The following is a 26149-nucleotide window of genomic DNA, read 5'->3' on the forward strand; positions in this document are numbered from 1 at the left end:
CTGCGCTCGACGACATTGGCGACGTGTGGATCCACGGCATATTACAGGTAGCACTGCTAGAGATCGGCGGGCGCGCCGCCGACGAACTTTCTAATTCCCCGAACGTCGCAAGAATCGCCGCACTTAGCGCAATGGCCTTCCACCCTGATCGCCGCTCGCGCCGACGCAATTCTCCTTTGGAAGACACAGACGATGCATCAACCAATCTCATTCGACCGGCCCGTTTACCAAACCGTCAACGGCTATCGCAAGTTGATCGACCTGCTCGACGGGCGTGTGATGCTTTCGGTGTTGTTCGTTTCGGTGGCGGGGAACGACGCGAACCCCGGTACGTCGATCGACGCGCCGGTGCGGACCATTCAGCAGGCGGTGAGCCTTGCAAAGCCCGGCGATTCGGTGGTCGTCCGTGAGGGCACTTATCGCGAAACCGTGACGACCTCCCATTCCGGCACCGCGGCTGCGCCCATCACGATCCGCAGTCATGAGGACGAACGCGTGGTTGTCAGTGGCACCGACGTGATCAGCGGCGAGTGGACGAAGGTGGGAGAAGAGGTCTACCGCGCGCCGATGCCGTGGAACTACCACTTCGAAAACGAGGACGCGGCTTACGATTCCAACCAGGTCTTTCACGCCGGCGAGATGATGGAACTGGCCCGCTGGCCCGACCAGACCAGCGCCGACCCCGTCCGCCCGACGATCGCGATCGCCGATTCGGTCACGTTCTCCAAGAGCGATCCGGGTCTGGAGAAGAACGATTTGGCGACGTTCCACAACGCTGACTTCAGCGAGGACCCCGCGCGCTGGGTGGGGGCCAAGATCTGGGTGAACCTGGCCCGCAACGACACCGACGGTCAGGGCCAGACCGGGGTGGTGGTCGAGACGGGCGCGGGCACGATCACCGTCAAGGGGATCGACACGCGCGGCGGCGACGGCGCCTGGAGCATCGGTGAGGGGACCGAGTTCTACCTGTTTCAACCGACCACCGAAGGGCTCACCAGTACCGGTGGCATCGAGGCGGCGCTCGGCCGCGGCGAGTGGTTCATCGACGCCGCCGCCCAGCAGATCTACCTCCGCACGCCCACCGGGGAAGCGCCGGCGGCCGACTCGGTGGAGGCCAAGCGGCGCACGTACGGGTTCAACCTCGATGGCGACAGCTACATCAACATCAAGGGCATCAACCTGTTCGCCACCTCGCTGACGACCGACGACCTGGCCGCTAACCGCAACGTCGATCCCGGTGGGGTCGCCGCGGCAAGCAACATCCTGATCGACGGGATGAACGCGCGGTACGTGTCGCACTTCACCGACCAGACCGGCAACTACCAGATGCAGTGGCAGCAGAAGTCGGGCCTGATCCTCAGCGGCACCAGGATCACGTTCCAGAACGGCGACGTGCGCTACAGCGCGGGGTCGGGCCTGAGCATGTTCGGGCGGCAGGGGAAGGTGCTCAACAGCGTCTTCAGGGACCTGAACCTGCAGGGCAGCGAAACCGGCATGGTGAACTTCGGCAAGACGTACGACCCGGGCAACGGCGTCGTCATCAGCGAGGACCACGAGTTCGGGTACAACACGCTGTCGAACTCGCCGCAACAGGGCATCAACTTCCGCGCCCTCAAGAACAGCACGAAGAAGCCGACCGACTCGAAGGCGCGGATCCACCACAACCTGATCCACGACGTAATGCTGCGCTCGGCCGACTCGGCGGCGATCGACTCGCTGGGATCGGATCACCAGTACGTGCGCATCGACCACAACGTGATCTACAACGTGACCGGCAAGGGCCGGAAGTACGGGATCTACTTCGACTTCGCCGCCGGCGGTGTAGTCGACCACAACGTGGTCTACAACGTGACGGATCCGTTCAACATCAATTGGGACGAGAAGCGAGGCGCGCAGAACATGTGGATCTTCAACAACGTGGGCATCTCGGACAAGCCGAAGGGGGGAGGGTTGGAAACCGGTGCCCGCGAGAGCGCAGGCAGCATTATCCGCAACAACATCTGGTCCAACGGCATCTGGGCCGGTGGATGGAACGGCGGGTTCACCACGCCGCTGGGGAAGGCCAAGATCAGCAACAACCTCGTTAGCAGCGACAGCCTGTTCGTCGACTCGACAAACTCGGACATGGCCCAGCGCAACTACCAGCTGAAGGAGACCGCGACCGAGGCGATCAACAAGGGCGTGAAGGTGCCGCCGTACGACGATAAGCTCGTCGGCCCGCCCGACATCGGCGCTTACGAACTCGGCGTCGATCCCTGGACCGTCGGGGCTGGAAAGATGCCGACGACGCCCACCAGACGGTAAGCCCGCGACAGCAGCCGCGCATCGGCTGCGCCGGAGGGGCTGGAAGCGGCGACGAAAACACGCTCCGCGGTTCAGAACCGCCTCCGCCTCGCGGTACACGTCGGCGGCCAGGATGTCAGCGATCCGCAGGTTCGTCCAAGAGGATCGTCGCCCGGTCGTCACCGGATGTCGCGGTTGCCTCCCCGGAACGTTGCGGCTTTTCCGAACTCACATGCGCGTATAGGCGGATCGTCTCGCCGGCGATGGTCGGGAAGCGGAATTGACCAGCGGCGTCGGTGCGGGCTGAGGCCATGCCAGACTCCGGCCCCATCGCGGTCACGTCCACATCGGCTGCCGGTCCGCCGTCGGCGTCGAAGACGGTGCCCGCGACGAAGCTGTCGAGCCGCTTGATGACCAGCGGCGGCAGCACCAGCGTTTTGCTGCCGCCCAGCTTTAGCTGCATCTGCCGCTTGCCGAACCCCTTGGCGGTCGCGTTGACCGTGTAGCGGCCGTCCGGCCATAGATCGGCAATAGAGAACGCCCCGTCGGCATCGGTCATCCCGACGTCGCGGCCGAACCCGTACTGCCCGGTCATCTGCGTCAAGCTGAGGATGGCCCCTGCGACCGGCTTGCCGTCGGCGTCGACGACCTTGCCTGCCGCGCTGTGAAGCGCGTCAGCGCGCAGCCGGAGGGTGACCGACCCGTCGGCCGCCGGCGCGACGGCCGCGGGCGTGGCAAGCTTGTCCTTACGGGCCCGCATCCGGAACGACGTGTCACCCCGCTCGCGGGACAGCTCGAATCGCCCGTCGGCATCGCTCACGGCACTGGCGGCGAATTGCTGCCGGTCCGACTCGACCATGACCGATGCCCCCGACACCGGCCGGCCGTCCTCAAAGACGACAAGGCCCTTCACCACCGAATCGGCCGTCGCGCGCTCGAAGGTGAAGTCGATCGTCATCGTTTGACCGTCGGTCGTGGTCACCGTTCGATTGCGCTCCGCCTCCGGTGGCATCTGGTATCCCTTGGGCGGCGCGGAGGTTTGCACGTAAACGTACTGTTCACCGGCCGGCGTCCGGATCGAGTACGCCCCATCGGCCTCCGAGACTGCCCGGTTGATGGCGGCCGCGCTGCGCGGCCTCGCTGGGCCGTAGAGGCCGATCGGCACATCGGCGATTCCCTTGCCTGTGTCGTCGCGAACGTGCCCGGTGATCAGGGAGCCGGTCACGAGCTTAAGATCGGTGTCGGCGGCGTCCTCACCAGCAGCCAGCTCAAGCCCGTCGATGGCTCGAGCGGTCCAATCCTTCGCCAGGGCAGGATCCAGGTACAGCGATACCACGAACTGGCCGGCCGGCATTCGCGCGACCCGGTAGTGCCCGTCCGGGTCGGTGACGGCGGTCCCACCGCCCTGTTGCCGGCCGACGCCCTGCAGCGACACGCGCACGCCGAGCGCCGGCTTGCTGGTGCCGTCGTACGTCACGCGCCCGCGCACGACTGCCGCTGGCCGCAACGTGGTTGGCGGCGCGGTGAAGGTCGCCTCGTTCGGCAGGAGGACCGCGTCGTCGTAGGTCAGCCGGGCGAAGCGGTCGTCGTCAACGTCGATCAACGCGCGGGCGGCTCGCGGCAGACCGTGAATGACCGCGACGCCGTCCTGATCCGTACGAGCAGAGAAGAAGGACGTATCGGCCGGCGCTTCGATGAACTCGAACGACATGTCCGTCATTCCGGAGATGACCACACCTCGCACCTTTACGGCGACGCCAGCCACGGGCGCATTGCCCGCGGCGGCATCGAGCAGTTTCACGGTCAGCACGCACTCTGCCCGTAGCGGCACGTCCAGCGGCTCGGTCGGCGACGTCACCGGCCGCGCCCCGGCCCCCAGCCCCTCGGCGACGGCACCGATCGTCACGCGACCCCCGTCCGCGGTGGGCGGCTCGTACGAGAGCGCGTATCGGCCGTCGGCGTCGGTCTTCGCCGTCGTCGCGGATGGTGGTTCGAATGCTGCGGACTCCCAGATCCACACGGTGGCGCCGGCGACCGGCTGGCCGTCTGGTGACAGAACCCGACCGGTCACTGTGGCTGCGTCAGCACGCGAAACGCACAACGCCAATACAGCGGCCACGAAAAACATCGGGAAACGCATGGGCTGTCCCCTGGTAAGGCGAATCGATCGTGTGAGGGCGGGAAGTCGCACCCCCGTTCACATAGCTTAACTGCGCGACGATCCAGTTCCGCAAGGAATTCTTTTGCCTGCTGAACGCCGCCTGTGCCGCGTCAAGATTCACGTCGGCCATCGCGGGCACGCCGAGCGGGTTGCTAAAGGCTGGCGGACAAAACCCTTTCGCCTCGAGTGCCCTTGTCATTCCGATGGGAGACTAAAGACTAGAGCGTGTTAGGCACTTTCGGGGTCAGTAACGCAGGCGTGACGACGCTGGGTGCCACGGTTTGGTACGCCAAGCCGTGTCTGCGTGTACCGGCACGGCTTGGCGTACCAAACCGTGGCACCCAAGCCAGTTTCTGAGCTGGAAAGTGCATAACACGCTCTAGCGGATAAATCCCGGGCAATGCTCAACCTGTCATCCCGGGGGATCTCCCACGGCCCGCACCGTCAGCCAGGCGAGATCCCTCAAGTCGGCAAGCCTCCCATCGGGATGACACGTTCATGATCAAATGCAGGGGTTTTGTCCGCTGGCCGTAAGAGTCGACTACGTGACCATCGAGGTTCCAAAACACCCGTCGCCGATCAGGCCAACATCGATCGGTCCCCGATCGGTACGCCAGTCGAACATCTAGTGGTAGATCATCGCGCTGGGCCTGCTGACCGTTGGCTCATCGCTGCACAATGCATCTGGAATTACCGAAAACCTTCGAATACCGAACAGTTGTAACGCTTTGATCCATGATGTACATTGTCTGAATCCGGAGCAGCATGTCGGTGACGATCAAACAAGTGGCCGCTCGGTCCGGCATGTCGCTGATGACCGTCAGCTACATCTTGAATGGCACGCGTGGCCGTACGTTCCGCGCGGAGACGCGCGATCGCGTTCTCGCCGCTGCGGCTGAGCTGGGGTACCGGCGCAACAGCGCGGCAAAGGCGATCTCCACCGGGCGCTTCGGGAGCGTGGCGCTGGTTCAGAGCAATAAGCCGTTCCACGGTTACCTGCCCGACAGCCTGCTCGGGGGCATTCACGATGCGCTGGCACTGCGCGACCTTAGCCTCACCCTGGCGCGCCTGCCGGACGAAAAGCTGACCGATGAGGCATTCGTCCCGAAGGTGCTCCGCGAGTGGACGAGCGACGGTCTGCTGATCGACTACATCACCGACATCCCGCAGCGATTGGCCGACCTGATCGACCGGCACCAGATCCCGGCGATCTGGATCAACGCCAGGCGCGCCGCCGACTGTGTTTTCCCGGATGACCTGCGCGCCGGCTACGACGCCACCCGGCGGTTGATCGAGATGGGCCACCGGCGGATCGCCTACCTGAATTACACGCGCGGGTACGTCACGCGGTCGCGCCACTACAGCGAGGCCGACCGGGCGGCCGGGTATGAGAAGGCCATGCTCGAGTCGGGACTAGCGGCCGAGTCGATCTGTCTCGATGGCGTCAGCCTCGGTCGGGACGACATCGAGATCAGTGAGCAATGGCTCCGGCGCCCCGATCGACCGACGGCAGTGCTGACCTACTCCATGCGCGAGCCGGCGGCCGTCCTCGTCGCAGCGCGCAGCTGTGGGCTGCGCGTCCCGCACGACCTGTCGCTCATCGCGTTCAGCGCCGAGCCGACGGCCAACGCGTGGGGCGTGGCGTGCTCGGCCATGCTGGTGCCGCAGGCGACCGTCGCCGACCGCGCGGTCGAGCAACTGGCGCAGCGCATCCAGGTGCCGGCGAAGTCGATCGAACCGGTCGCCGTTCCGCTCTGCTGGGTAGAGGGCACCACGGTTGCGCCACCCCCGATCGAAGCAGCTTGACCGAGGTTTGCAATAATCAGTCGTCACGAGCCATCTGAGAGAATCGGAATTGAACTATGAGTAAGACCAAAGCAACCGCCGTCGTTTTTCCACGTGCGAACGCCTGCGAGATGGTGCAATACGAGCCACCCGCGTTGGACGCTGGCGAACTGCTGGTGCGAACCGAGTACTCCGGCGTCAGCCAGGGTACCGAAATCTGGGCCTACACCGGGCACCGGCCTGAGCTGCAGTTTCCAACGGTGCCCGGCTACCAGACCGTGGGTGTCGTCGAACAGGTGGGCGAAGGCGTCGAAGGGTTCGCGGTGGGGCAGCGCGTGTTGTGGCACGCCAGCCGTCTGCCGGCGCAATGGCCGGCGACCTGGATGGCCGGGCACGTCTCGCTGGCGGTGGTCCCGGTGAAGCACGATCCACCGCCGCGCGTGATCCCCAACGAGGTGGACCCGGTTGCCGCCTCACTGGCTGCGTTGGCGGCGGTAAGCCTGCGCGGCATCGACATGCTCGACATTCGCCCGGGCGACCTTGCGGTCGTCACCGGGCAAGGGTTGATCGGCCAGGCGTCGGCGCAACTGGCGCGCCTGCGCGGCGCCACGGTCATCGCGACCGACCTGTCGGCCAAGCGCCTGCAGCTCAGCAAGGCCCACAGCGCCGACCTCGTCGCCAACCCGCGGGATGGCGACCTCAAGCAACTCGTGACCTCACTGCGCCCCAACGGCGCCGACCTTGTGATCGACACCACCGGCCGCTCCGAAGCGTTCGCCGAGTGCGTGGCGCTGTTGCGGTGGGAAGGGCAGTTCCTCATGCAGGGGTGGTACCCCAAGCCGATCACGTTCGACTTCCACGCTACCCACATGAAGAAGCCCAAAATCGCCATCACCTGCGGCATCGGTGACACCGACCGCACGCTGGAACTCATGCGCTACGGCAAGCTGGACTGGCGGCCGCTCGTGACCGACCTCGTGCCGGTCGGTGACGCGCCGGCGATCTACCAGAAACTGGCGGCCAACGATCCGGACACGCTCGGCGTGGTCTTTGACTGGAAGGGCATCTGATGCGCGCGCTAATCGTCCCGGAAAAGGGCAAGATCACGCTCGGCGAGTCGCCGGAACCGGCGATCGGCCCGTATCAGGCGCTGGTGAAGGTCGAGGTTTGCGGCATCTGCAGCAGCACCGACTGGAAGATCATCAACGGCCAAATGACCTGGGCGGGCCCGTTCCCGCTCGTGCTGGGGCACGAATCGGTCGGAACCGTGGTGGCGGTCGGTAAGCGGGCGCGCAGGTTCCGCGTCGGTGATCGCGTGACTCGCGTGGTGCTGCCGAAAACGGATCAGCTAAACTCGGCAATGGGTGGGTTTGCGCAGTTTGGCGTCGTCACCGATGCCGGCGCGATGGCGGCCGACGGCGATCCTTCGTTGCTGGAGGACTACAACGCGCAACGGCAGATCGTCGTGCCGCCGGCGCTCGACCCGATCGATGCCGCGTTGGCCATCAGCCTCGCCGAGACCGCCAGCGTGATCAGCGGGCTGCCGAACTTGCGCCAGCGGCGGATCGTCGTCGCGGGCACCGGCATTGCCGGGCTTGCGCTCACGCTATGGGCGAAGCTGGCCGGCGCGTACGTGGTGACGCTCGGCCGTCGCCAGGAACGCCTGCAACGGGCCCGCGAAGTAGGTGCCGACGCAGTGGTCGACACGACTGCAGGCGATTGGGTCGATCAGGTTCAGCGCGCCTTGGGGGCTGATGGCCGCGCGGACGGACTGATCGAAGCGATCGGCGACGTCGCCTTTGCCGAACAACTCATCGGCTTACTGAAACCCGACGGCTTTGCCACAGCCTACGGGGCGCCCCCTGACGGCGCATCGTTTGGCGCCCGCTGGACCCAGGCCGACGTACGCGAGCAAGCGACATACGCATGGGTTGCCGACTTGATGCTCCGCCGGTGGATCAAGCGAGAATGGTTCGTCACCCACACCTGGCCACTGGATGAGGCCGTTGGCGCGTTCGAACAGGTTCGGCGTGGGGAAGTGCTGAAAGGTTTTGTACGCGTTGATCCAAGTTAGTGGGCGACTGCTACAGTCCGCCCAAGCCAACTGCCCGTTCCTCTTCTAGAGCAACTTTTTATCTTTTACGTACAAAGTGGGAATGTTTTTGCATCAAGGGAAATCAGGATGTAGATTCCTCTTGTTACGTAAAAACACTTCGGCGGACTGGGGTCTGGGCCTATTTTAGGAATGGTTATGATAATGCAGCGTGGGATCGTTTCAGCGTGCGTGTTCTCTGCTTCGACACTGGTGGCTGCGACCGATGCGGGGGCGGCCGTTCACTTGGATTTCGGCTTGAACGGGCAGCGGGTACAGGCGGATTACATCGGGGTGTCGGGTCTTCAAACACCGAACGTGAGCACAGTTAGTGTTCCTGCCGCCGGCTCTGCGGGCGAGTCTCTGGTGATCTCGACGATCGTCTCGCCCACCGATTCGACCCCGACCACGGGACTCCTGTCCTACCGTGATCGCGGCACCTATGTAGATCACGGCGGCCTCGAGCACGCGATCGAGGATTTCCTTCGTGGTGGCACCGGTACTTCCGGGTACGCGACGATGCGCCTGGCCGTGGGCGGGCTCGTGGCGCACACGACGTACGAGGCGCGGTTCCGCATCTTCGACGGCTGGAACGCGCTTTCCGGCACGTACTCGTTCACGATCTCGGGAACGGGTGATCAGGACTTCTACGCGGCCAGCGACAACTACGACTCGGTCTACCAGAACGGTGGCGGTGAAAGTGATGGCGACGTCAACAACACCACCGCGCAACGGGCCGGGCATTTGGAACGCTTCGTCAGCGACGCCAGCGGCAACCTGGTGCTGACGATCCAGCAGACCGGTGGTACAGAGCGAAACATCGCGTTGAACAGCTTCGATCTGGTGGCTGTCGAAACGATGGTTCCAGAGCCCGCGGCGCTTTCACTGATGGGCCTGGCGAGCATCGCGATGCTGCGCCGCCGGAACGACCGATCCTGCAAGTAAGAGATCGGGCAGTGGAGCGGCGGCGGAGAAGGTATATTGGTATGTGATTCCATTTACCTGAGAGGTTTACACGTGATCGTCACCCAGAAGAAGGTCGCCGAGATAGCGGGCGTCAGCCAGATGACCGTCTCGTACGCATTGCGCGGTTCGGAGCTGATCGCGCAGGAGACGCGCAACCGCGTGCTGCAGGTGGCCGACCAATTGGGGTACCGGCCGAACACATCGGCCGTCGCGATTCGCCAAGGGCGCTTCGGGTGCGTCGCGATTGTCGAGAGCACGGTGTCGTACCGCAGCAGCCTGTTCGGCGGGGCGTTGTTCGACGGTGTGGAATCGGTGCTGGCCGCCCGCGACTACCACATCAGCGTCGTGCGGATGCCGGACGAGAAGCTGACGGACGTCGCCGTTATGCCCAAGATCCTGCGGCAGTACATGGCCGACGGCCTCCTGCTGAACTACTTCGCCGCCGTGCCACCGCAATTGGTGGAGTTGATCGACCGGCACAACATCCCGGCGGTGTGGATCAACTCGAAGCAGCCGCACGACTGCGTCTACCTGGACGACTACGGCGGCGGCCGCGACGCCGCCGAGCATCTACTGAAGCTTGGGCACCGCGACATCGCCTACGTCGACTACTGCTGCCTGCGCGAGTCGGACACGCTGCCGCAGAGCGCGATTCATTACAGCATTCAGAGCCGCCTGAAGGGCTGTGCCGACGCGGCCAGCGAGGCCGGGGTGTCGTTGAGAGTGCTTCACGACGGGCGCAACTTCATGTCGCCGGCAACCGGACTGGAGGCGGCCCGCCGCGTGTTCGCGGCGCCCGACCGTCCCCGCGCGTTCATCGCCTACAGCGGTGCGACGGCACTGCAGATCGTGCAGGCGGCGACCGAGCGGGGCCTGAGCCCGGTACGCGATTACTCGCTGATCATGTTTGAAGACTGGACCGTAGCGCCCAGCGGCCTGTGCATCACCACGATGCGGCACCAATGGAAGTCCGTGGGCGCCGCGGCGTCCAACATGCTCCTGAAGCGACTCGAGGACCGCGATGAGCTTCAGTCACCCCAGGCATTACGGTTCACGCTGGTGGAGGGCAATACGTGTGGAGCCCCACCAGAACCGCACCACGCGTGAGCACCTGATCATTTCTAATTTAGGAGTTTCCCCATGTCTATCAACCGCAAATCAACTGATGCCCGCCGCCGCGTCGCTGGGTTTACGCTCGTCGAACTGCTGGTCGTTATCGGCATTATCGCACTGTTAATCTCGATCTTGCTACCGTCGCTCAACAAGGCACGCCGCGCGGCGGCGAACGTGAAGTGCCAGAGCAACCTGCGGCAGATCGGGATGAGCATGCAGTTTTACGCCAACGATAACGCAGGCTATCTGGTGCCGTTCGACAGGGGGTCGGAAATGTATCCCAATGCTGCTCCCGACACCCGCTGGTGGATGGAGTATCTAGTAGCCGGCAAGTACATTCCGGGTCCTCAAATCAGTCCTCCAGTCCCGGTCGATCAATATGTCGAATCTGTTCGCAGATCCGCTTTCATGTGTCCGGAATTCGATGCGAGCTACCCGCCCAGCCCCACTTTGCAGCACCAGATCGGCTACGGGATGAGCGTGTTTGCCGGCCCTGATGGTGCTGCGTCAAAGTCGAACAATATGCCCGGAACGGCTTGGCACTGGTGGGATATCCCCTCGAACCCATACTGGCAGAAAAAGTACGTGTTCAAGCGGACCCAAATACGCAATGCCGTTCAGAAGGTCATCATTGGGGACTCGGGCCATTATCAATTGCATAGCCAGCAATCGCACTGGAATCAACCGACCGGTGCGAACGTCAGAATGGGCCGTCACACGAAGGATGCTGGAAACTACCTGTTCTTGGACGGTCACGCCGACAGCGCGCGTCGCTCCGAGACGTATCATCCGACGGCCGCACACCAGTGGGCCTCGCCGATTGTGAACTTCTACCGCTAATCGCACGCGTTGCTCACCTTTCGACGAGCCGGTGGTTCTCCGTCGGTGGACCACCGGCTCGTTCGTCAATGTGACTCTCGTTAAATCAACCGTGCCGTGTGCCCCATGCTGGCGCGCAGCGATGTCACCAATGATGTAGGGTCCAGATGATCTTGAAGGTGCTCAGCACGTGCATTGCGGTTTCCCTCGCAACGGCCTCGCTCACCTTGGCGGAGCCGGCGGCATCGCTGGTTGGCGATCAGCTCGATTGGGACCGCGCGCCAATAGAGGTGCTGTCGCCCGTGCGTGACCAGATCGTCCTGAACGGCGTGTGGCAGTTCCAGCCCGCCGTTGGTGCGGCTGAGCGCGGCGCGGTGCCGACGGCGTGGGGGCAACTGCGGGTGCCGGGCAGCTGGAAGCCGGCCGGTGGGCTGCCGAAAGTCGAATCTCCCGGCGGCGGGGAAACGTGGGACAATCTGGACCTGCTGAAGCTGGCCAAGGGGTGGTACCGACGTGAGATCGACATTCCGGCGACTTGGGATGGACGGGCGATCGAGCTCCTCCTCGACCGGGTCAGCACCGACGCCGACGTGTTTGTGAACGGCCAGCGCTGCGGGCAGATCAACTGGCCCCGCGGGTCCGTCCGGATCGACAACGCCGTGAAGGCGGGCGAGCGGGCGACGATCGAGGTGCTCGTGGCTGCGGCTTCGACCGTGAAGGAGGTCGAGGTCTTCATGGGCTTCGGACAGAGCCACATGGCCAAGTCGCAGTTGGCCACCTGTGGCCTGACCGGCGATGTGCTGCTCGTGTCGCGCCCGGCTGGGGCGCATATCGCTGACGTCGGCATCCGCACGTCCACCCGGCAACAACGCATCGATCTGGACGTCGACATCGCCGACGTGCAGGCAGACGGCCCGGTGACCGTGACGGTCGACATGCTCAACGGTCGCGGCGAAGTCGAGAAGCAGTTCACGCAAACCGTTGATGCCAAGGCTGGCGCGAACAGCACGATCACCATCGGCTGGCCGTGGGCCGACCCGCGCCTCTGGGACGTGGGCAAGCCCGAGCTGTACACCGCCATGGTAAAGGTGAACGGCACCGGGCTGAACGACCAGCGGCCGCAGCGGTTCGGCTTCCGCGAGTTCTGGATCGATGGCCGAAAGTTCATGCTGAACGGCAGCGAGATCCGCCTGCGGCCTATCAACGCGCTGGCGCCCGACTGGACGGGCATCGGCGACTCGCGCGAGGTCATCTCTCAGGTGTTGCGTTCGTACCGCGATGCCGGCTTCAACTTCGTCGAGATCTGGCCGGTCGACATTGCGGCCCGCGGGTCGCGCGACGTCTGCCAAACCTGGTGTGAACTGGCCGACGAGATCGGCATTACGATTGGCTCGATCGCGCTCCCGATGAACCCGCTCTTCAGCCAGTGGGGCGAGCCTGGGGTAAAGGATGATTACATCGCCCGGATGGCCGCGTCGATGCGCCGGGTGCGCAACAGCCCGTCGCACGTGATGTGGTCGTTCACGCCGAACTCGTTCGGGCACGCCCAGGATCAGAACCCGGTCTTGATGGGCAAATCGCTGGCGCAGCCCATCTGGCACTCCGACTACTTCGACGCTGGCTGGCATCGCCGGATGGCGCTGGGCAAAGAGGGTGTGGAGATCGTTAAGTCGCTCGACCCCACACGGCCGGTACTGGTGCATCAGGGTGGGCCGGTGGGGGACGTGTACGCGCTGAACAACTATCTCTGTTGGGTTCCGCTTCAGGAGCGGATGGAGTGGCTGACGGAGTGGTCGCAGAACGGCGACATGCCGTACATGGCCGTCGAGTTCGGCGCGCCGCTTCACACGTCGTACATGCGCGGTCGGTGGGGCGGTGGATGGGGTCGCGGCGAAGGGGCCAGCCACAGCGAACCGCTCGTCAGCGAGTTCGCGGCGGCGTACCTGGGCCCACAGGCATACGCGCTGGAGACCCAGAGCTACCGAGATTCCATTCGTAGCAAGTTCGCGCCCGCAGACGCGAAGGAGGAAAAGGATTCGTCGCAGATGTACCGCTCGTTCTGGGGCGATCCCAACATCAACCATGGCCCCGTGACCAACCGCATCCAGTCGCTGTTCATCAAGGAGACATGGCGCAGCTGGCGCGCGCTGGGCGTCACCGGTGGGCTCGTTCCGTGGGATGATGCGCACGGGTTCGACCATTCGGGCGATGCGGGACAACGGCTGGTCGAAGTTGCCCCGCCCGCTCCCGGCCAACGTGGATCGTGGCCGCAGGCGGTCAAGGCGCGGTTCCTGAATCCCTATCAGCCGGCTGGCGCGAAGGTGCTCTCCAGTGGTGAGGCCTTGCTGAACAACAATCGCGACACGCTGGCCTACATCGCGGGCAAGCCCGAACGAGTGACGTCGCAGGACCACCACTTCACGGCCGGCGGCTCGTTCACGAAGCAAATCGTACTGATGAACGATCGCCGCGACCCAATCGAGGCCGCGTGGTCCGTCGTGGTGACGCTGGGCGACGACGAAGTTCTGCGGCGGACGGAGACGGCGTCGCTCGGCGTCGCCGAGACCCGGATGGTGCCGATCGAGATCAAGGCGCCGATGGTCACCGCCGCGACTGATGGCGCCATTGTCCTCACCGCAGAGGTGGGTGGCACCCGCCACGAGGATCGCTTTGCTTTCCGCGTTTATCCCACCCCGGCACCGGCCAGGCAGCGCGTTGCCGTCATCGATCCGCAAGGCAAGTCGGCGGCCATGCTGAAGCAACTTGGGTTCGACGTCCAGCACGTCGATACGCCTGGAGACGCGACGACGCTGATCATCGGCAGCCATGCGACAAAGGACGATCCGAAGGTGGTCTCGAAGCTGCAGGGCTGGGTAGAGCAGGGAGGCGCGCTCCTGCTGATGAGCCAGCACCCGGACTTCTTCACCGATGTGATGGGGCTGCGGGTTCATCCGCTGATCGAACGACGCGCATTTCCGGTCACCACTGACCACCCGATCACCCGTGGTTTGGACGCCGACGACTTGCGCGACTGGGTAGGCGAAAGCCGCGTGGTCGATCCGTATCCGAACTACTTGGACAAGACGATCCGCGTTACCAACTACGTTGGCTTCCCCTGGCACGGCTGGCGCTGGGGCGGGTATGGCGGCGTGACGTCGGTTGCGATCGAGAAGCCGCACCAGTCGGGTTGGACGCCGCTCATCGAATGCGGGTTCGACCTGATGTACTCCCCATTATTGACGATGCAGCACGGCCGCGGCCGCGTGACGATCTGCACGCTGGATCTGGAAGACCACGCCGCGTCCGATCCCGCAGCGGCGCTGCTGGCGCAGCGCATCGTTAGCCACAGTCTGAGTCACGTGCCAGCAGAAGAGACGGCCGCATCGTACATCGGCGGTGAAACGTTGCACGACCGTCTGACGGAACTGGGCGTCGTGTTTGAACGCGTTTCCGGTACACCCCAGCAGCCCGGCCTGCTGCTGGTTGACCCCGCGTCGACTATCGCCCCCGACGCCCTTCGGCAATATGCCGAGCGGGGCGGGCGCGTGCTGGTGCTGGCATCGGCCGACGGCAAGTCTAGCCTGGCGACGTATGCGAACGATAAGAAGTTCGCAGGATCATTAGAAGTGCCGCAGTGGCCAGAGACGGTTGGCCTGAGCGGTTCCGATCTGCGCACCCGTGTCGATGTGCCAGCCTGGAAAATTGCCGATCGCGCCGAGGTGGCTGCCAACGGGTTGCTGGCGCGCGAAACGGTCGGCACCGGCGTTATGGTCTCGTCTCAGGTCAACCCGTGGGCGTTGGACACCCAGAAGGAACCGTACCTGCGATATACCCGCTGGCGGCATACGCGGGCGCTGTCGCAACTGATCGCGAATATGGGCGGCCAGTTCCGCACGAACGCGCAGTTCTTCGCCGAACCGTCCGACGTGCCTGATGCTCTTGAACTGGCGGGATCTTGGCAGGCCAAACGCACGCTTGTCCTCGAGGCGGCCGCGTCGTTCGAAGCGGCGCACGCCGATCCTGGTCTCTCGCCAGAGGCGCAGTCGATCGTCTCCTCCACAAGCGCAGCGACCGAGGCCGGGTGGCAGGAACTAGCGTTGCCCGGCTTCTGGGACAACTGGGGCGACGGCTGGAACAAGACCGACGGCGAAGCCGTCTTCCGTCGAACGTTCGACGTGCCCGCCGCGTGGGCGGGGATAGACCTAGAGCTCGACCTGGGTCCGATCGACGACTTCGACGACACCTATGTGAACGGCACACTCGTCGGCCGGACCGATATCGCGACGCCGCGCTTCTACGAGCACGCGCGCCTCTATAACGTCCCCTCCGAGCTGACCCGTCCCGGGATGAACACGATCACGATCCGCACGTTCGACCGCTACGGCGGCGTCGGCTTCGGCGCCAAGCCGCAGCAGTTCAAGCTGTCGCCGAAACGGGAACCGACGCGCGGCTGGTACCATCCCGACTTCCGAACCGACTTCGCCTACGGCGACGACCCGTACCGCTACTGCCGCTGGTAACTCGACCGCTCAGGAACGACCTTCATGCATGCTCGTCAGATGACCTCCGCCTTTGCCGCCAGCGGGTTCGGCAAGAAGCTTCTCGCGTACCTGAGCGGCCAGCCCGTGCAGGCTACCGGCCCACTCGTAGGTAGTGTCGCCGGCGCGCGAATCGGCTGTTGTGTTCATCGACGTTTGACGACGGGCGCGCGAGTTGGTCTGCGTTTCCCGTCGTTGCCCGGTTGACGCCCGAGCGGCGCAACCTGACTTATCTGTTGACCGCTGCACGCTGAGCGCGATGCGGCCCTAGCGTATCTACCGAGGAGGATTTGCACCCATGACCGTTCACCGCCGCCATACAACGTTTGCCACGATCGCCTTTCTTTGTTGTGCTGCCTCTGCCACCTGGGCCGAGACGTACCACGTCTCGCCGTCCCCGCTGGAGGACGTCGACGCGGCGGTGCAGTTCCGCAAGATCGGCGAGGCCGCCCACAAGGTGCAGCCGGGGGACACCGTCCGCATCCATACCGGCACCTATCGCGAACAGGTCTACGTGCCCACGAGCGGGACGGCCGAGCAACCCATCGTGTTCGAGGCCGCGCCGGCGGCGCACGTGGTGGTTACCGGGGCCGACCGTCTTCTCGACTGGCGGCTGGAGGGGACGAATGAGGAACGCATCTTCTCGGCGCCGTTCCCCTACGACATCAAGACGTGGGGCGGCGACAAGCACTATCCCAAGGACGACTGGCATGCGCTGCTCGGCCGAATGGAACAGGTGTTCGTCGACCATTACCCGATGCGCCAGGTCCTGAAGCGCGCGCAACTGTCCCGCGGCACGTTCTGGATCGACGAGGAGGCCAAGCGGCTCTGGGTGTGGGCGTCGAACAACGCCAAGCTTGGGTCTTCGGTCGAAGGGGACCCCCCGGTCGAGGCTTCGGTGCGGCCGCTGCTCTGGCAGCAGGAGGGCGCCCACGTCACGATTCGCGGCCTTCACTTCCGCCGGGCGGGCAACCAGGCGCAGGGCGGCGCGGTTAACTTCAAGGGGAACGACCTGCTGATCGAGGACTGCACGTTCACAGAGAACAACACGAACGGCGCGAGCTTCACGGGAGAGCGCATCCGCGTGAACCGCTGCACGTTCGAGCGCAACGGCCAGCAGGGGTGGAGCGCCTACCGTTCGCACGGCCTGACGATGGTCGACTCGGTCACGCGCGACAACAACACGAATAACTTCAATCGCAGCTGGGAAGCAGGCGGCAACAAAATCGTGATGGCGCGCGACGTCGTCATTGAACGCTGCACGTTCAGCGGTAATCGCGGCGTAGGGCTCTGGTTCGACGTGGGCAATGAGAACGCCATCGTGCGCAACTGCCTGATCGAGAACAACGAGAACGTCGGCCTGTTCTACGAGATCTCGTTCGGCATGCACGCGCACGACAACGTGATCGTCGGCAACGGATTCGAATCGTACGGCGGCGCGTGGGGCGCGTCGGGTGGCCTCTCGATCGCCTCGTCGCCGGGGTGCGTGATCGAGCGCAACCTGATCGTGGGCAACAAGGAAGGCTTCCAGCTGCGCGAGCACCTGCGAACCACTCCGAAGATCGGCGACCCCAGCGGGACGGCGGAGCACCCGGTGTGGAACCGCGACGCGATCGTCCGCAACAACACGATCGCCCTCAACCGCGACGGGCAAATCTGGGCTTGGTTCGAGACGGGCGACTTGCGCTACTGGCCCGCTGCGATCCAAGGCGAGATGCAGGAATCGCTGGCCAAGGGGATGGTCGACAACGCCGAGGCGTACAAGGCCAAGCATCGCGGCGGGGTGCCGGACGACCTGTCGCTCGAGACACTCAACCTGAAGTTCGAGAACAACCTGCTCTGGCCGTCGGGTAAGGGGACGCTTTGGAACTGGGGCCTGCCTTGGGCCAAGCATCGCCGGTACGCCGATCTGGAGGCGGTGCGCCACGAACTGTCTCTTGACTCCGGCAGCACCATGGCCGCCTTCGAGTTCGCCAACTTCCCCCAGCGCGACTTCCGCGTGCCGGCCGACAGCCCGGCGTTGCAGATGGGCGCTTACCCGAAGGGCGAGGTGCCCGGGGTTCGCCTGGGCAAACTGGAGTAACGCAGTCGCAGACTGCCGCCCGCGGTACCGCACGCGCGGAAGATCTATCAACGGAAAACACCATGCAAAATATCGCACGACTTCGTCCCACGCGTCGCCTGACCCTCGCCGCCACGCTGATGACCGCCACGCTGCTGGCGGCTAACGTCGATGGGCAGACGAAGGTCATTTACGACACCGACTTTTCGACCGACGTTGACGATGCCGGCACGCTCGCCATGTTGCACGCGATGGCGGACAACGGGCAGGCCGACATCCTCGGCGTCATGCATAACAGCACCTACGTGCACAGCGTGGCGGCGATCGACGTCATCAACACGTACTACGGCCGCCCGAACGTGCCGATCGGCGCGTTGAAGGCGTTCGAGTTCGACAAGGACGCGACGCGCGCGTTCGTGCCACTGATCGCCGGCAAGTACGCGCACGACCAGACGCGGGCGACCGCGCCCGACGCGACGTCGCTGTACCGGCAGTTGCTCGCATCGCAGCCGGACAACAGCGTCGTGATCGTCAGCGTCGGCTTCATGACCAACCTGCAGGGGTTGATGAAGTCGACGGCCGACGCCCACAGCGACCTGGGCGGCGCTGATCTCATCCAGCGGAAGGTGAAGGAGGTCGTCATCGGCAGTGGACGGTTCCCGAGGTCCACCGAGCCGGGCTGGAACTACAGCCACGCCGGCGCGACGCCGTATACACAGGACGTAATCAACAACTGGCCCGGTCAGATGACGTTCGTCGGGAACGAAATTGCCAAGGACATCCAGACCGGTAGCGCGCTAAAGGATTCCGATCCTGCCAACCCGGTGGCCGAGTCGTACTACAGTTTCTTCAACAACAACTGGGGCAGCCGATTCAGTGCCGATCAAGGCGTGCTGCTGTACGGCGTGGGTGGAACGGCCGACCTGTTTGGCTATGTCGAGGGTGGGTACAACCACGTTTACAACAATGGCAATAACGAGTGGCTGACCACGCAGAACAAGCCGAACCACCGTTATCTCACGAAGACCGCCGTCGCGACCGATTCGCATCTGCACGGCATCATTGAGGAGCTGATGGTCCAACCGTCGGTCAATGCGCCGCCGCCGCCCGTTACGCCGCCTGAGCCGAATCCGAACACGATTCGGATCAACTTTCAGGCAGCGTCATCCGAGACGCCCGCTAGCTACCTCGCTGATGCGGGGAATGTTTTCGGCGACCGTGGGAACGGCAAGTCGTACGGGTGGAACGCCGACAACGTCGCGAACGGGCGCGAGCGCAACGCCCACGGCGATCAGCGGTACGACACGTTCAACCACATGATGAAGGAAAACGGCGGCACCGTCTGGGAGATCGCGCTCCCCGACGGCCAGTACGAGATCACCCTCGTGGCCGGCGATCCCTCTTTCTACGCCGATTCCTATCATAGCATCTTCATCGAGGACCAACTCCTGTTGCAGGGCCAGCCCACGAGCGACAGCCGCTTCATCACCCTTAGTGGCACCGTGCTCGTACAGGATGGCTACCTGTCGCTGACCAACGGGCCCGCAGCGATCAACAACAAGATCAGTTACATCGACATCACCCCGGTCCCTGAACCCACGGCCTCACTCGTGTCGCTGATTGGGGTATTTACTCTGCTAAGGCGGGCACGCTGAAGGAGTGCCATACGTAGATAGGGCATTTTGAGATTGCCCGCTCGACCGTGTCCTTCTAGCGGGGATAGACGCGCTTCAGAACGTCCGCACTGCGGGGAGTGCAACTAGAAGTTTGCTTATCGGGTATGTACTGGCGTCGAGAGCCACATCGATGCGCCTGCCGTTGTCCGGGGGACGGACGAGTGGAACGTCACGGTCATCGCGTTTCACCTGCCTCCCGAGCGCGGCGGCATCGGCGACCGTGATCGCGCGGGTGTTCGCCTTCCTCGGTGACCCCACGCGCCTGCGGCTCGTGAGAACGCAACAGAGCGGCGCGCGGCCGGCTGAATTCCCGATCGACCTACTTCTCGCTGATGCGCACCACCGCCAGCAGTCCGCGCGGCAGGGTGATGTCGGCGACGCCGTCGCGCACGTCGAGGGCGCGGCCGCTGATCAGGTCGACGCATTTAGCGTTTGCGGGAAGACCGCCGATCGTAACGGTGGCGTCGCCGGCTCTACTAATGTCGTCGAGGGATGCCTGCGCCACCTCGCGACCATCCACGTAGGCCATGGGGTGCAGCACCACGAACGTGGCGCCGTCGTCGCCGCGCATCATGCCTGACAGGACGCGGTCGCCCGCCACTTTGTACGGCGCGATGCCTGCATGCTGCGCGACGAGCCCGCCGATCCATGCCGCCGAGGCGCGCCGGTCCAGTTGACCCGCGACCACAATGACGCGGCCGCGGCCGAGCGGGCGCTCGACAACCACCGGGTCTCCAGACGCATTCCTGATGATCACTTTCGCGTCGGACGGCAGCGGCCGTAGCGTGCTGACCGACTCGAGCTTGAGGCTGACGCCGCCACCCACATCGATAGTTGCGGCGCGCGCGTCGATTGCAGGGTCGACCTCGAACCCGAACCGCGCCAGCAGGTGGTCGGTCCGTTTGGCGGTCGTGGGCTGATGCATGCCCGCAGTCACATCGCAGACAAAAACGCCACCGCCACGAACGTACGCCTCGATCGTGTCGGCCGACGCGGGCGTCAACACGCGGCTTCCGCCATCGACGATGAGCGGGTACTTGGACAGGACCTCGAGCGGGCTCACATCATCCACCCAGGCGCATGGCGTGGCGAGCACAGTCTGAGACGCGTCGTTCAAGTCGCGCACGCCGTCGTACAACAGGCAGCGCATCGAGCGAGACTGGAGCAGTTCGGTGGTCGATGAGTAATATCCCGCCCACGTGACCGCGGGGCGCAGCGTTGCCAGCGTGCCCGCATGCTGCGACATCGCCTTGCAGAGCGCGCCAACGGCGTTGTATTCCGGCATGCCGATGTGCGGCTTCTTCGCCCACACTAGTCCCCATTGAAGGTTGTGCCCACCGTACCCACCAGCCAACAGCGAATAGAAGGAAAGGCGCGCGATGGTACCGACGTTGGCCTGCACCTGCCCGGGCTCGACCATCACGTTCACGCCGTGCCCGCGCATGATGCTGGCCTGCACGAACGACGATCGATTCTCACCACCGCCGTTGCTGTAGATGTAGCGGTTGCGTTTGAACACCGGCCCGAGCAAACCGGGCGGGCCGAAGCCCTCCTTGGCGTACATATAGACAGGGCGGTCCGGGTCGATTGCGCGCGTGAGGCGCTGGAGGGCATCGAGGTAATCGGGCACGAACCCGAGCTTGAAGTTGTGGAAGTCGTACCACGCGACCGACGTCTCCCACGCGAGCGAGAAGTCCGGGATCGGCGGGCGAACCACGTCGAACGATGCGAAGGTGGCGCTCCACGCCGCATTGAGCTTGCCGATCGATTCGTAGCGCGTGCGCAGGTACGCGCGGAACGCCTTCACGGCATGCTCGCTGTAGTCGGCGATCTTCGGTGGGGTGTCGGTGATGAAGCCCTCGCTCGGCCCGGCCTGCAACGCGTACGACACGACGCGCGGGTCGCGTTGGTACCGCGTCACCACGGCCCGCCACAGCCGTTCCTGTGCCGCGCGAACGCGCGGGCCAAGCGGGCTGGCGTAGTGGTAGTCGTGGTGGATCGTCTGCTGGTTCTGGCTCAGCAGTTCCTCGAACCATAGCCATTCGGGCAGGTTGTCGCCGCTGAAGTTCACGCCGATCGCCGCCTGCCGGCCGTCGGTGGCGAAGGCGAGGTAGCGGTCGATGGCGTCCCAGTTGTAGCACCCCTCGACCGGCTCCAACTCACGCCAGAAGATCAGGAACGATGGCACCGTCTCGTGCGCGTACGCCCACTCGACCAGGTTCGGCAATGTGGATTGCGGCAACCGCTGTGTGTGCTCGGGATCTTCGGTCACCTTGGTCTGACTGAGCACGAGCGGGCGCGTGGTGGGCTTGGGAAGGACGGACGTGGCGGGCATGGAAGGCGCCAGCGGCGCGTCGACGCCGTATACGTAATCGGTGCCGTCCAAGTGCGCGCCGTCGGTCGCGGTGAACCGTATGGTCAGCGTAAAGCCACCGCCGCGGGCGGTGGGCAGGTCCAGCGTGGCCGACGGCGCGGCTGCGGTGAGCGCCGCCGACCCGGCCGCCTGCTCGCGCCCCTCGACGTCCTTCACGCTCCACGTCAGTGTCACCGGGCCCGACCGACCTGTCAGTAGCGTAGCTGCGTCGACCGTAGATCGCAGCGGCTGACCTACCGAGGCCGCCGGGCCACCCAGCTTCAGGCCGGACAGCTTCCACGGGTACGCCGCGGCCCCATCTCGCGGCAGCGTTGCAGGGGCGCCATCGTCGCGTAGGACCTGATAGTTGAAATCGGTATTGCCGACCACTGCCTCCGCGGTGTTGAAGGCGGTCAGTTCAAGCGTATAGCAACCCACCGGCAACCGGGGCAGGTCGATCGGGCGGTCCAACTCTTCCACCTGCGCGAGGCTGGTCGACCAGATCGGTTCGCCAGTGGTCGTCCGCAGCACGGCTCGCAGGCGGCTTACGGGTTTGGCGGGATCGTTGCCCAGCGCCAGTCGCCATGCTGACGGACGCAGGCGCGCTTCGGCCTCGAAGCCATAGTCGTAGAAGCGGTCGCTCGTCCAGAACGTGCTGTCGGTCTTGGGCGAGTTGTGGTTCTTCAACTTCCAGACGCGCGTCGCGTGCTCCGGGGCGGCCGTCGTGGTGACGATGAGCGGGCCGATGCTGATCGTCGTTTCAGGCTTTCGGCGGACGATCTCAATCGACTCCAACACGACTTCAGCCCCGCTGGCTGGCACGGGCATGGCAAGGTGACCGCGGCGCAGGTGCCACGCGAGCACGCCGGCCTGATGGCTTACCCAGAAGAACTGGTTCGGCCCGCTCACCGTGCCCTCGGTGTAGCCGCTTTCGACGTAGCGTCGCACGCCACCCTGACGCAGCATGAACCGCACGCCGTTGTCGCGGCGCTCGGTCATCCAAAGGCCCAAGCCCGTGGTGCCCGGCGACAGGGCGACGTTCAACGGCAGCACGAGGCGCGGCTCGTCCTTGGCCAGCACGAAGCCAGCGGCGGACCCCTCAGGATCGGTCGCCGTGCCATCGCGCGCCTCGAACTGCTGAAGCAGCGGACGAAGGTCGACCAGCCGATCGTCGTCGCCATAGCTCGCCTGCCAAGTCGCCGTCCTCGTCACCGACGCCGGTTGCGCGATGGGTGGCAGTGCGGTGGCGGGAAGATCATCGCGCAAAATCGCATCCGCTATGCCCTCGCCCGTCACCCGTACGCCGACCGCTGCGGGCGTCAGTTCCATCGATCTCCCATCAATGTTGATGGAAGCACGCCCTGCACCTTTAAGGGTCACCGATTTGGAAGAACGGCCGCGCCAGGCCTGCGCGTCAGGCACGATGTCGAACGAAGTGACGCGGATCTGCCCGGCATCGTCGCGCAACGCGATCAACGCGACCGTTGCCGGTGCCGAAGGCATGGCGGCGCCGACGACGCGCAGGTCACCGCTTGCGCGTTGCAACGCGATGACGCCGAGTCGCTTCAATGGCTGTGCGGGCCCATCGGGCAACGGGAAGACGTCGACGTAACCGTCCTCGCGCACCGTCAGCAGTTCAGGGCCGGGCGTGCTCGCCGCCGCATCGGCGACGAGCAGTCGTACACGTGGGGCGGCCGGGCCCTCCAACTTCACGCGGTAGCGGCGCTGATTGGTCGCAGCGTCGCGTACGTCGATGGTGTTGGCGTCCACCAGTACGGCGACGTCGGTCGCTGCCCCCATCGGCGCGGCAGGGGCGCCGGTAGCCGCGCTGGGTAAACACATCAGAACAGCAAGCGGAATACTTGCGCAAAGCAGGAAAACGCTGAGTCGGCTATAGCCCATGGAACGTCCCGTATATCAGTCAATACGATGTGTCTACGACGATGCAAACACCATATTGCGCATTGGGCCTTCCGGGAAGCGTGTGTAAAAAACCTGAGTTCTTTTACGGATCATCACAGTGGTGTTGGCAGCGTGGGATTGTACCGTTGGTAGGACCAATCGGAGGAGCTCGCATGCACATGTCTCAGAACGGCCACTCCGGCCGCGCCGCACGTCTCGCCATCGCGGCCGCAGCCGCAGTCGCCCTGTCCGCTTTCATCACCCCCACCGTTCGCGCCGCCACGTGGACGTGGGCCACCGCCGGTACGGGAAACCAGAGCTGGAACAATTCCGGCAACTGGGCGTCCGGGACCGTTCCCCTCTCGGCGGCCGACACCACGCTCGTCTTCGGCTCCGCCTCGGGCAGCTATACCGCCGTTCAAGATATCGTCGCGGGCGCGGCCGGGTTCAACTTGAACCTATTGCAGCTCACGGGGACCGGCAGCACTCCGACGCTGGCGATCTCAACGGGCCGCCTGAACTTTATCAGCAACGGCGCCGTTGGCCCTCGCATCGAGCAGAACGGCACGCGCCCGTTCAACATCAGCCCCAACATCAATCTGGCCGCTGATACCACGCTCACCCTCGCCGGTAGCGGCAGTGGACTGGTCACAATCCAGGGCCAGTTCTACGGTGGCGCCGGGGCAACGATCGAGATCGCATCGACGGGTTCGACGGAGTACGTGCTGGGATCGAGCACGGCCAGCGCCTCGACGGCGGCTATCGCGCTCAACGGTGGCGCCGTCGTGCTGGGCTCCGACAATCAGCCCAGCGGCCTGCTGTCGCTGAACCTTGGCAAGATCGGCACTAGTTCCAGCGGCTCGCGCACCGTCGGCAACGCCGTCAGCCTCGGTGGCAACGTTACGATGGGCCGTAGCAACGCGTTCGCTTTGAACTTCACGAACGCGGCAACGATCGCCGGCACCGGTGCCACGCGCCAGATCACCCTCGGCGCCAGTACCGCCGGCACGGTGGCGGCAGCCTTCCAGAACACGATCGGCGATGGTGGGAACGGCAACGGGCTGACGATTGCAGGCACGGGCGTCCTCGTCCTGGGCAATGCCGATGCGAACGCAAACACGTACACTGGCGCCACCACGGTAAGCGGCTCCAGCACGACGCTTCGCCTGAACAAGGCCGCGGGGACGGATGCTGTCCGTGGCGACCTGTCGCTGACCAACGGCACGATCGCGTGGCTGGCCGGCAATCAGGTGAACGACGCGTCCGCGATCACCATGTCTGGTGGTACGATGGCAGTGGACTTCAACGAGACCGTGGCGGCGCTCAGCACGACCGGAGGTGCGTTCAGCGTTGCAGAGGGCGCGACGCTGTCGGCCGGCGCGGTCTCGCTAGGTGGCACGCCGGGCGGATCGAACTATGCCGTGCCGGGTACGTTGGCCGTGGGTACGGGTGGGCTGACGATCACCCAGCCAACCCGCACCGACGGCGGGCAGGTCAGCATGCTGTCATTGACCAACGCCAGCAACGCATCGGGCACGCTGCGTCTGTCCGGTGATCTCACGCTGACCGCGACGAGCGGATCCAACGCCTCGACCCTGATCCGCCGTGGCATCAGCAACGGCGCGATCGACGTAAACGGTGGCGTACGCACCTTCAGCGTTGCGGACACCGGAGCCAACGATGACCTGATCATCAGCGCCAACCTCACCGATAGCGGTGTCGAGGGTGGCCTGATCAAAGCTGGTACCGGCACGCTTCTGCTCAGCAATAGCAGCAGCGCGAACTTCAACCGAGCCGTCGCCGTGAACGGCGGCCGGCTGCTGCTGTCGTCGAGCAGCCTCGGTGGAACGATCGCTGTTAACAACAACGGCACGCTTGGCGGCAACAGCTCGGCCGTTGGGGCGGTCACGCTGAACGGCGGCGGCACGCTGGACGCAGGCACGACGGCCGGTGGGACGGGAACGCTGACGCTCGCGTCGCTCGGCACCAATGGTGGAACCGTCCGCTTCGACGTCGCCTCGGCGTCGATCTACGACGTGCTTCTGTCCAACGGATCGGTCGACATTGGCAACGGTCTTACCACGCTCGACATCGCGGCGGACGCGTCGTACCTGCCCACCGTGGCAGACCGACTGTGGCTGATGCGCGTTGCCGATGCGGCGGGGCCGGTGAACGGGTACTTTGCGGGCCTGACCAATGGGTCTGAGCTGACGGTGAACGGCCAGCAGGCGTGGATCTACTACGACGCGAACTTTACGACCGGCGACCTCACCGGTGGTAACGACGTCTTGCTCTCGTTCACCGCTGCCGCGGTGCCGGAACCTACTGCCGTCGTGAGCGGGTTGGCTGCGTCACTCATGTTCCTGGCCCGCCGTCGGCGTGGTGTCGGGCACTAAATT

13 protein-coding genes are annotated in these 26149 nt (G+C 64.7%); 11 read left to right on the forward strand and 2 right to left on the reverse strand.

From position 1 onward, the window contains the following. Positions 1–192 precede the first annotated feature (192 nt). Entirely contained in the window at positions 193–2304 is a 2112-nt protein-coding gene (locus tag VGN72_03805) for a DUF1565 domain-containing protein (GenBank protein ID HEV7298465.1), read from the forward strand. Positions 2305–2419: 115 nt separating this feature from the next. Here VGN72_03805 and VGN72_03810 read toward each other — a convergent pair whose 3' ends face one another. After that, the gene (locus VGN72_03810; protein HEV7298466.1) at positions 2420–4354 is read right to left on the reverse strand and encodes a carboxypeptidase-like regulatory domain-containing protein; all 1935 of its coding nucleotides are present in this window, start codon (positions 4352–4354) and stop codon (positions 2420–2422) included. A gap of 855 nt (positions 4355–5209) precedes the next feature. Between VGN72_03810 and VGN72_03815 the strand changes: the two genes are divergently transcribed. The 9 genes from VGN72_03815 to VGN72_03855 all read left to right on the forward strand — a co-directional run bounded on the left by VGN72_03815 (position 5210) and on the right by VGN72_03855 (position 19474). After that, positions 5210–6250 (forward strand): LacI family DNA-binding transcriptional regulator, encoded by a 1041-nt coding sequence (locus tag VGN72_03815; protein HEV7298467.1) that lies wholly within the window; start codon positions 5210–5212, stop codon positions 6248–6250. A 56-nt stretch (positions 6251–6306) separates the two neighbouring features. Beyond that, positions 6307–7299 carry a zinc-binding alcohol dehydrogenase gene (locus VGN72_03820; GenBank protein ID HEV7298468.1) on the forward strand — a complete coding sequence of 331 codons (993 nt, stop codon included), beginning with the start codon at positions 6307–6309 and terminating at the stop codon, positions 7297–7299. Beyond that, entirely contained in the window at positions 7299–8303 is a 1005-nt protein-coding gene (locus VGN72_03825) for a zinc-binding dehydrogenase (GenBank protein ID HEV7298469.1), read from the forward strand. Before VGN72_03820 ends, VGN72_03825 begins: the two co-directional genes overlap by 1 nt. A gap of 336 nt (positions 8304–8639) precedes the next feature. Beyond that, positions 8640–9266, forward strand: a complete 627-nt coding sequence (locus VGN72_03830; GenBank protein ID HEV7298470.1) for a PEP-CTERM sorting domain-containing protein — start codon at positions 8640–8642, stop codon at positions 9264–9266. A gap of 72 nt (positions 9267–9338) precedes the next feature. Next, positions 9339–10394: a LacI family DNA-binding transcriptional regulator gene (locus tag VGN72_03835; GenBank protein ID HEV7298471.1), complete on the forward strand. Its 1056-nt coding sequence runs from the start codon at positions 9339–9341 to the stop codon at positions 10392–10394. Between the two features lie 33 nt (positions 10395–10427). Continuing rightward, entirely contained in the window at positions 10428–11240 is an 813-nt protein-coding gene (locus VGN72_03840) for a prepilin-type N-terminal cleavage/methylation domain-containing protein (GenBank protein ID HEV7298472.1), read from the forward strand. 146 nt (positions 11241–11386) lie between these two features. Beyond that, on the forward strand, positions 11387–15739 hold the full coding sequence (locus VGN72_03845) for a hypothetical protein (GenBank protein ID HEV7298473.1): 4353 nt from the start codon (positions 11387–11389) through the stop codon (positions 15737–15739). 316 nt (positions 15740–16055) lie between these two features. Further along, complete coding sequence (locus VGN72_03850; GenBank protein ID HEV7298474.1) at positions 16056–17840, forward strand: right-handed parallel beta-helix repeat-containing protein; 1785 nt, start codon at positions 16056–16058, stop codon at positions 17838–17840. 62 nt (positions 17841–17902) lie between these two features. Then, complete coding sequence (locus tag VGN72_03855) at positions 17903–19474, forward strand: hypothetical protein (protein ID HEV7298475.1); 1572 nt, start codon at positions 17903–17905, stop codon at positions 19472–19474. Between the two features lie 340 nt (positions 19475–19814). On the opposite strand, the gene VGN72_03860 is transcribed toward VGN72_03855, so the two are convergent. Further along, positions 19815–23690, reverse strand: coding sequence for a beta-galactosidase (locus VGN72_03860; protein ID HEV7298476.1), 3876 nt, complete (start codon positions 23688–23690; stop codon positions 19815–19817). A gap of 233 nt (positions 23691–23923) precedes the next feature. Here VGN72_03860 and VGN72_03865 point away from each other — a divergent pair, with 233 nt between their 5' ends. Beyond that, complete coding sequence (locus tag VGN72_03865) at positions 23924–26146, forward strand: hypothetical protein (GenBank protein HEV7298477.1); 2223 nt, start codon at positions 23924–23926, stop codon at positions 26144–26146. Positions 26147–26149 lie beyond the last annotated feature (3 nt).

This window comes from Tepidisphaeraceae bacterium (genome assembly GCA_035998445.1).
Taxonomy (GTDB): Bacteria; Planctomycetota; Phycisphaerae; order Tepidisphaerales; family Tepidisphaeraceae; genus DASYHQ01.